The following is an 8,965-nucleotide window of genomic DNA, read 5'->3' on the forward strand; positions in this document are numbered from 1 at the left end:
GTATTTAGGACTGGGATGCCAAGATCCTTCGCTAAATTAAGATACCTTGCCCTCTGGATTCTGTAATATTCCATGCTATACTGGTGAGTCTCCTTCTTTCTCTCATAGGATGTTTCCGGGCTGGCGTCGCAGAGGATCACTAGATCCGGCCGGGGAAATCTCTTGTAGAGGTATCTGATGAGCTTATTGCTGTATCCTAACCATTCCCAGCTAATCAGGAAGTCGTAAACGTAGCGATCTAGTATAGTTACCTCCTTTCTCTTCCTTATTCTGAGATATGCTAAGAGGAGAAGTTGGTCCACTAGTACGGCATATGGCCATAGACCGAAGATCCTCCTATGTTTATTATCTTTTGAGAGGAATTCCGATCTTAATTTACTTATTTTCCCTCCCAAGATTCTAAATATATAGGATAAGAGGAAATACCTGAATTCTTCCCTGTAGGATGCAGCTACCCCTAATTCTAGGAGGAGGCTGTAGAGACCTTTCCCTAGAGAAGTTTTGCCAGTACCGTCATTCCCTACAAAAGCTACTATCATCGGCCTCTTAGTTAATATTCTTCCTTAAAAGTTCGTCGATTAAGGCGGTTGGGTCGGGTATAGGGGCTAGAGCCGAAGCCATTGATTAACAGTATGCCCTCATATTTTAGGAATTCTTTCTTGGTTAGAAAAGAAATCGCGTGTGGGTTCAGCGGAGGGATTAAAATTGAGATCTCGCTAACTAGGGCCTCTATTCCTCGCTACTCAATATCCATTCCTTGACTCCCTTTAGGCTTCCACAACTCGGGTGTCCTCTAGCCTGTACATGAGAAGGATGTCTTGGGATAGCCTAGATAACCTCGGGGAACTCGTTCATAATCGCTTGTATATCTATCAATTGAGGGATCTCTGCTCCTGATGAGATCTAGAATGGCGGAGATCGGCCATAGAAGGGCCGTAAACTGGATTATTCCTCCCAATCTGTCGTAGCAGAGTCTCCATAAAACGTGACCACCTTCGGCCTGCAGGCCTTACCTCCTAGCAGAGGAGAGGGACCCTGCATGTAGGTGGATCGAAAATCGTACCAGTGGTATCCTTATGTTACTAGCAAAATTTATATATTAGTAAGAATCTAGACTACTAGATGAGCGATAAGAAGATCGTCAAGGTCACTAGGAACTACCAAGTGACTATACCAGTTAGCGTGAGGACGAAGGCTGGCATAAGAGAAGGGGATTTCGTAGAAGTATCCTACGATGAGAGGGAGGGGGTCATAAAGATCTCCCCCGTCAGGCGCAAGCGCCTCACGATAAGGATCGGCAGGGATATAAGTGTGGAGGAGATGGAGAGGGCGATTGAGGAGATGCTAGATGAGACCACTTCTCCCTGATACCAATGTCCTAGTGTATGAAACGATAGAGGATAGCACCCATCACGAGGAGGCCACTGAGATAATGGAATCAGCCAATGCTATCATAATACCGGCGATAGTCCTTCACGAATATCTGTGGGTCATGATAAGACGTCTACAAGTTCCTCTGGACTTCATGGTGGATAAGATAGACGAGTACCTGAGCGATCGTAGGGTAAGCTATGTGATCGAACCTCCAAGCGCTGTAATCGATGCCTTGGAGCAGCTAAGAGGGAGTTCCGCACGCAACCTGAACGACTTCCTCATATTATCGACGGCTTTACGCTACGATGCGGTGCTGGCCACGTTCGACAGAGAGTTGAGGAAGTTCGCTGAGAGCTTGGGCGTTGAGGTAGCTCCATGACGCGAAGAATTTTTTACGTGTGCGCGATTGTGATCGGGACGATGGCTCAGGCAAGAAGACCCTGCTAGAGACTATTTTAGGGATCCTTGGGTCAGGATCTGGGGAGGTAGCTTTCTCGGCTATGAGAATTCTAAGGTGGCGTGCAGGGCTAGAAAGATGTGTGGATATATTCTTCAGAACTTCATGAAACTCTCCGATGAACCATTCCTCAGCTGAAGAAGTCGTGGCAATGGATCTCATGTCTAGTAGGTCCTTTGAGAGGTGAGGGACCCCTTGAGGTAATCTCTACTGATAATGCAAAAGGGTACCGATCAAGCATGAATTAAGGTCGATGCGCCTCTGGCGAACCAAGTAAATCGAGGATATGGATATAGAGACGGATATCAAGGCCTTAGAGCCTATCCTAGCGGTTCTCCTCGTGACATCATCATTCTTCGATCCTTACCCATGGATTTGCAGCCGGATGGAACACTACGGCTTTTATGTTGTCCAAAGATTACAAGCGCAGCCCTTCTCGATTCAGTGCGCTCCCTATCAGATCCCGAGAGGGAAGCACAACATGAGCGCCACTCGTAGACGAACCTTGAATGTGGTAAATTAATAAACGCGAGGACGCATACGAGTGCGTGCCCATCAAAATAAGGGATCTCGTGAGACAACTGATCCCAATAGCAAGGGGGAGGAAGAGGGAGTTGATAATAGCTCACGGGGATGTGGACGGGGTCATAAGCGCCGTCATAGCTGCTAGGTCCTTGGGACTCGGGGATGCCGAGGTGTACTTCTCGGGACCTAGGTCCATTGACAGGGCTCTCTCCAAGGTGCCCGATGGTGGGGAGAAGCTCGTGATAGTTGATGTGGCCATGAACCCCGACAAGGTCGACGCCGTGGAAAGAGAGCTGAGAAGGCTCAGAGACTCCGGCTGGAACGTACTCTGGATAGACCATCACATCTGGCCAGATGGCGTGGTGGATAGGATGTCGAGGTACGCCGACGTGAGGGTCAGACCAGCGCCGAGCGCGGCCCGGGTTGTCCTCGAGGAGTTAGGAGGTGACGATTACGAGAGGGAATTGGCGAGGATAGCAGACGATGCGGATACCGCCACCTACAGGGACGAGAGGGCGAAGATGTATAATTCGCTGACTAGGGATAGGGAGAAGCGAGCTTACCTGATCAAGGCTCTCATGGAAGGAAGGATGGAAGATGAGAAGGTGATCAGGTGGGCCGGGGAGAAGCTGAGAGATCAGGAGAAGAAGATGAAAGAGGGGCTGAGGAGGGTGAGAGTTCTGGAGACGGCCGGTGGGAGGAAGTTCGCCCTGGTTGACCTGAGGCCGAGGGGTGGACCGGGATCCCTGATATCCAAGAGACTCTCTGGCGAAGTGGACTTCTCCCTAGTTCTGTACTCATGTAGCAAGTTCTCTCTTTACGCGGGAAAGGACAGGAGTATCGATCTTAGGCCTATCTGTGAGGAGCATGGAGGAGGCGGACACCCCTATGCATGCGGGGGCAAGCTAGAGATGAATCCGTTTAACAGAATCCTGTGCCTCCTGCTGGGTCACAGGTACATCCCGAGGGAGTTGAGGGATCTCGTGGAGGAAGTGAGTGCGAGACTGTGATCGTTATAGCTATCCCTTACCGGTATGACCGATGCCCATGAGGCCCGAAGGAGTTATCCCTCCCCACGTGACTCCATTCACCGAGGACGGGTCCTTAGATCTGAAGTCCCTCGATAGGCTAATTGATTTCTGGCTGGATTCGGGCGTTCACGCCCTCGCTGCGTGCGCCAGTAACGGTGAGGGACCCCTACTCTCTAGGGAGGAGAGGGTCCAAGTGATAAGGAGGGCCGTGGACTCCGTCGGCGGACAGGTTCCAGTCATAGCGGGAGTCTCATCACCCTCAACATCTGGCATCCTCTCTCAGGTCAGGGACTCGGAAGGGGCCGGAGCCGATGCCGTCCTAGTAACTCCTCCCTACTACTTCAAGCCTAACGAAGGGGAGCTCGAGAAGCACTACTCCACGGTGGCTAGGGAATCTGGTTTGCCGATACTCCTATACAATGTCCCCAAGTTCGTCGGGTATAATCTGCCCCTGAGCCTGATCAGGAAGCTGGTCCACGAATTCGACAATATAGTGGGCGTAAAGGAGTCCAGCGGCCTACTCTGGAGGATCTCCGAGCTCATTAGAGAGATTGGAGATCGAATATCTGTCCTCGCCGGTACGGGAGACATGCTGCTTCCCACCCTGATGCTGGGAGGGGATGGAGGGATCGTTGGGGTGGCCATATTCGCCCCCGAGCTTGCAGTGGACCTGTACAACTCCTTCAGGAAGGGAGACTTGGAGAGGGCCTCTAAGATTCAGCTCACACTCACCATGCTCAATGAGGTGATATTGAAGGGCTTGAACCAACTGAGCGCTTCCAAAGAGGCCCTGAGGATGAGAGGGCTCCCAGCCGGATATCCTAGGAGGCCATCCCTGCCTCTAACGGCGGAAGAGGCTAGAAGGGTTAAGGAAGTCCTCATTGAAGCCGGTCTCATTCGATGATTTTTCCCTCCTCTCTTCTATCTTCCCCCGATTGAAAAGAAAAAGCTCAGGAGTGGAATGGAGGTCTTCTTCCTTGAAGCGCGCGCGGTATGCTGACCGTCTCATTTCCCACTGAGATACTCAACAATTCAGTGCCACCTTTGAGAGAACGATCTCGTAACTCACCTTAGCTGGCAGCTCCACCTAGTTATGACCTGTCGAGTCAGTCAGCTGGAGCCTCTCGGATACCTCTAGAGAGAGGGTACCCTACCCTCACCATCGAGAACCACGATCACCCGGGCAGGGCTACCTCCGACCACTAAGGGCGAGGTACCCACAGCATCGAGGATCCAAGTCTCACCCAGAGGGTCTCGTGGGCGGATCTGAAAACTTCACCTTGAATCTGATTACTTTACTGCCTGAACCGACGTTCCACACGAGTTCTCTGTCCCTCTTGATCGGTTTGACACTCCTGCCATCCACCACGGAGCTGCTCTCAACGTACTCAAGTCTGTATGGAAGCTTGTAGGTGAGCTGACCACCGACAGAGGACTGCCCTCGATCAACACATAGACCACCACCTCATCGCCCACATCAGCTGGGCGGGGAGAAGTAGGTGTAGAGCTTGAAGGGGAACGGCTCTATATCTCCTGGCTATCTCGGACGGAGGAGGGCTCGGAGGAGACCTGCCAACGGGTTGCACAGGTATCTTAACCCTGAGAGGGAAATCGCTTCATTAAATCTCTTGATGACAAAATGACCAAAAACACAAAGAAAGTGATGGAGAACTTCCCTCTTAGGGACCCAGAAATAGCGTAATTATAACGCCATGGGAGCAATGCACTTTTATCCTCAAGAGACATGCTATGGACGCAATCTTCAAGAGATACAATATATGACCTAGATTTGCGCAGATATCTAGCCTGATCAATTGGAATTTGCCGTGAAACCTATGTCTCTCACCACACCTTAACGCCTACTGGCACATCCTCCCTCACTGTTATTAGATGTACCCTGCCGTCCTCCTCAGCTAGAAGGAGCATACCTCTACTCTCTACCCCCATAAGTTTCTTAGGCTTCAGATTAAGGACGAATATCATTTTCCTGCCCTCCAGTTCCTCCGGCTTGTACTGATCCCCTATCCCGGTTACGATGGTCCTTTCCTCATTTCCGAAGTCCACTTCGAGCTTTATCAGCTTCCTAGACTTGGAGATCTTCTCCGCTCTCTTTACGTATCCCACCCTCAGATCGAACTTCCAGAACTCCTCGACATCGTACTCCATTATCCCACCCTCAAGACTATCTTCCCAAACATCTCGCTTCTCTCCATCTTCTCGTGGGCGAGTTTAGCATCTTCTAGCTCTAAGACGCTACCTATCACGGGCCTCAGCTTCCCACTCCCTATGAACCTGAGCACCTCCATGAGCTCAGCCCGGCTCCCCATATAAGCATCTATTATGGAGATCTGCTTGGCGAACACGTACCTTACATCTACCTCAGTCTTCGGTCCTGAAGTGGCTCCAACGCTGATGAGCTTCCCTCCCTTCCTCAGCACCTTCAGGTCCTTGGGCGCGCGACCTCATCACCTAGCTTGAACCTTTCTACACCCACTCCCACCTCCTTCACCACTCCGGAGATGTCTGATCCGAGGATTCGAGGTAAGACGATACTTGGGAGGCCCTCCCTGACCCAGATATCCAAGTGATTTAGCGCTGTAGCTCTCACCTCAACTAGGACATCTCTGGGTCCCACCTCAGGGTCCCTGTAGTCCTCTACGAGGGAGAGGACCTCCGGTCCACCGTGCTCGAAGATGACGACCGCTCTCATAATGCATCTTCCTATCGTCCCTCAATAACTAAATAGGATAGCTCTCCCGGAGACCGTTATCACGGATTAGGGGAGGAGTTAGAGATACCTAAGTTTATATATTTCATTTTACTATAGTAATTGGCTGATATGATGAATTCAAGAAATCTTCTGGTGGGGGCCGCTGCCCTCGCAGTCCTCGCTATCTCAGTTATCGCGATAGCAGGACCTTGGTCCCCGCTATATCCTCAGACACCTATTATGGGGGGCGGTTCTACTCAACCCGGGTTTCCGTCCGGTGGCATTGGAGGCCCGATGATGGGCCAACCCAGGTCAGGCCCTAGGTCTGGTATGGGGCCAGGGATGGGAGGCCCTTGGGGAACCGGAGGTCCTTATACAGGAGCCTACGCCGAAATATCTATGGACGACGCCATGGAGGCCTTCAGACAGTATATCAGAGGAGTAGGATCCGATCTAGAGCTCTTAGAGGTAATGGAGTTTCAACATAACTTCTACGCTGCTGTCAAGGAGAAGGACACGGGGATGGGGGCGTTTGAGCTCCTCTTGTGGAAGGGGAATGGGAGAATAACCCCAGAGCCCGGACCCAATATGATGTGGAACCTCAAGTACGGCATGAGAATGGCAAGGTCGTACGGCGATTATACTCTAACGCTGGACGAGGATAATGCTAGAGAGATGGCTATAGCTTCCCTCCGAAAACTGTTTCCCGGTAGCGAGGTGGAGGTTGAGGAAGCCATACCCTTCTACGGATATTACACCTTCGACTATAGCGTGGATGGGAGGATGACTGGAATGCTCAGCGTCAACGCCTTCTCCGGCGAGATCTGGTATCACACCTGGCATGGCTACTTCATAGATATGAGGGAGGTTAGGGACTGATGTGTTGGGGATGCGGCTGGGGAATGGGCTGGTGGGGATTCACCTGGTTCATTGGCCCCTCGATCCTGATCGGAGCTGTAGCACTTCTATTCTTCCTCTTGGAAAGGGAATCCTCGAGGAAGGAGCGCTAACCTATTCTCTTTTATAGGAGAGGGTGTGGGCCTATGGAGGATAATTCCCGTCATCTACGTCATGGTCATGAGCATGTCAGGAATGCTGAAATCGATCAGGTTCATGAGCATGGTAAGGAACACTCCCATACTGACGGCCATGCGGATCACTCCTCCCATCATAAGCGGATGATGGAGGATTTCAAGCGGAGGTTCATAATATCCGCCCTAGTGACGGTACCTATCCTCATCCTCTCACCCCTAGTCCAGAGCTTCTTGGGAATAAGGGTGGGGTTTCTTGGGAGCAATCTGCTCCTGTTCGCCCTCTCGCTATTTGTTTACCTGTACGGGGGGAAGCCCTTCCTAGCTGGGATGAGAGACGAGATAATGAAACGCTCCCCCGGCATGATGACTCTCATTGCACTAGCCATATCGGTGGCCTTCTTCTACAGCTCAGCCGTGAGCTTCGGTCTCCCAGGTAGGACGTTCTACTGGGAACTAGTGACCCTGATCGACATAATGCTGCTGGGCCATTACATAGAGATGAGATCTGTTCTAGGGGCTTCGAGGGCGCTGGAGGAGCTGGTCAAACTCATGCCAACGGAGGCTCACCTGATCGAGAATGGTGAGGTCAGAGATGTTCCCGTGAGTTATCTCAAGCCGGGAAACGTTGTTCTGGTGAAACCTGGGGAGAAGATACCAGCAGACGGCATCGTCGTGGAGGGCGAGACAAGCGTGGACGAATCTATGCTGACGGGCGAATCGAACCCCATCTACAAGAGCCCGGGAGACGAAGTGGTTGGGGGATCAGTGAACTTGGAGGGATCAGTGAAGGTGGAGGTCAGACGGACTGGAAAGGAGAGCTACCTGATGCAGGTGCTCGAGCTCGTGAGGAGAGCGCAGGAATCTAGGTCGAGGACCCAAGACCTGGCGAACAGGGCGTCCCGCTGGTTGACCATCATTTCCATAAGCGTGGGGACCGTGACGTTCTTGGCTTGGCTATGGGCGGGTATGCCTTCCGTCTTCTCTCTGGAGAGGAGCGTTACCGTAATGGTAATCACGTGCCCCCACGCCTTGGGCCTCGCAATCCCACTGGTTGTTGCAGTTTCCACTTCCCTGTCGGCCAAGAAGGGAATACTCATCAGGGACAGGGAGGCGTTCGAGAGGGCAAGGGATGTGGATATTGTCGTTTTTGACAAGACCGGTACCCTCACGGAGGGAAGGTTTGAGGTGACGGATGTGATCCCCCTCGGGCTTGAACGCGATGATACGCTCAGGCTCGCCGCATCGCTGGAATCGAGGTCAGAACATCCCATAGCTAGGGGGATAGTGGAGAAGGCGGATAAGGAGGGGCTGGAACTAGAGGAAGCGAGTGAATTCAGGGCCATTCCGGGTAAGGGAGCTGAAGGGGTCGTAAATGGAAGGAGGGTCGTGGTCGCCAGTCCAAAGCTCCTCGAAGAATTGAGTCTAGGCGACAGAATCGAGGTAGAGGTGAAGAGGGTCATAGGACAGGGAAAGACCGTGATATTCCTCGTAGTGGACGGGGAGCTAGCTGGGGCCATAGCTCTTGCTGACAGGATAAGGGACGAGTCGAAAGAAGCAGTATCCAAACTGAGGGAGAGGGGCGTCAAGGTCTACATGCTCACCGGAGACAACCAGAAGGTGGCTAAATGGGTCGCCGATGAGCTGGGACTGGACGGGTACTTCGCCGAGGTTCTACCTCACGAGAAGGCCGAGAAGGTGGAGGAGCTGAAGTCCCTTGGAGTGGTCGCTATGGTGGGCGATGGAATAAACGATGCTCCTGCCCTAGTTCAGTCAGATGTGGGTATAGCTATCGGTGCTGGGACCGATGTGGCCATCGAGAGCGCCGACATAGTAT

The 8,965-nt window shown here is 52.1% G+C and carries 11 protein-coding genes; 6 read left to right on the forward strand and 5 right to left on the reverse strand.

Features of this window, described 5'->3' with window-relative positions; translation table 11 throughout:
• The coding region (locus tag QI197_03475; GenBank protein MDK2372421.1) for a hypothetical protein at positions 1-539 on the reverse strand (539 nt) is incomplete at its 3' end.
• 583 nt (positions 540-1,122) lie between these two features.
• Here QI197_03475 and QI197_03480 point away from each other — a divergent pair.
• The 4 genes from QI197_03480 (at position 1,123) to QI197_03495 (ending at position 4,291) form a co-directional block, all read left to right on the forward strand.
• Positions 1,123-1,368, forward strand: coding sequence for an AbrB/MazE/SpoVT family DNA-binding domain-containing protein (locus QI197_03480; protein MDK2372422.1), 246 nt, complete (start codon positions 1,123-1,125; stop codon positions 1,366-1,368).
• A complete protein-coding gene (locus QI197_03485; protein ID MDK2372423.1) occupies positions 1,349-1,753 on the forward strand; it encodes a PIN domain-containing protein in 405 nt (134 codons plus the stop codon). Before QI197_03480 ends, QI197_03485 begins: the two co-directional genes overlap by 20 nt.
• Positions 1,754-2,403: 650 nt before the next feature.
• On the forward strand, positions 2,404-3,366 hold the full coding sequence (locus QI197_03490; protein MDK2372424.1) for a hypothetical protein: 963 nt from the start codon (positions 2,404-2,406) through the stop codon (positions 3,364-3,366).
• Between the two features lie 37 nt (positions 3,367-3,403).
• Positions 3,404-4,291: a dihydrodipicolinate synthase family protein gene (locus tag QI197_03495; GenBank protein MDK2372425.1), complete on the forward strand. Its 888-nt coding sequence runs from the start codon at positions 3,404-3,406 to the stop codon at positions 4,289-4,291.
• Between the two features lie 336 nt (positions 4,292-4,627).
• Here the strand turns inward: QI197_03495 and QI197_03500 are convergent, their stop codons facing one another.
• From QI197_03500 to QI197_03515, 4 genes are all read right to left on the reverse strand, one after another.
• Positions 4,628-4,753, reverse strand: coding sequence for a hypothetical protein (locus QI197_03500; GenBank protein MDK2372426.1), 126 nt, complete (start codon positions 4,751-4,753; stop codon positions 4,628-4,630).
• Between the two features lie 476 nt (positions 4,754-5,229).
• A complete protein-coding gene (gene metG / locus QI197_03505) occupies positions 5,230-5,553 on the reverse strand; it encodes a methionine--tRNA ligase subunit beta (protein ID MDK2372427.1) in 324 nt (107 codons plus the stop codon).
• A complete protein-coding gene (locus QI197_03510; GenBank protein MDK2372428.1) occupies positions 5,553-5,825 on the reverse strand; it encodes a zinc-binding dehydrogenase in 273 nt (90 codons plus the stop codon). Before QI197_03510 ends, metG begins: the two co-directional genes overlap by 1 nt.
• Positions 5,826-5,827: 2 nt before the next feature.
• A complete protein-coding gene (locus tag QI197_03515) occupies positions 5,828-6,097 on the reverse strand; it encodes an alcohol dehydrogenase catalytic domain-containing protein (protein MDK2372429.1) in 270 nt (89 codons plus the stop codon).
• A 330-nt stretch (positions 6,098-6,427) separates the two neighbouring features.
• Here QI197_03515 and QI197_03520 point away from each other — a divergent pair, with 330 nt between their 5' ends.
• Positions 6,428-6,976, forward strand: a complete 549-nt coding sequence (locus QI197_03520) for a peptidase M4 (GenBank protein ID MDK2372430.1) — start codon at positions 6,428-6,430, stop codon at positions 6,974-6,976.
• A 221-nt stretch (positions 6,977-7,197) separates the two neighbouring features.
• Positions 7,198-8,965 (forward strand): heavy metal translocating P-type ATPase (locus tag QI197_03525; protein MDK2372431.1); only part of this gene is annotated, 1,768 nt, incomplete at its 3' end.

It is taken from the genome of Thermoproteota archaeon (genome assembly GCA_030130125.1).
GTDB lineage: Archaea > Korarchaeota > Korarchaeia > Korarchaeales > Korarchaeaceae > Korarchaeum.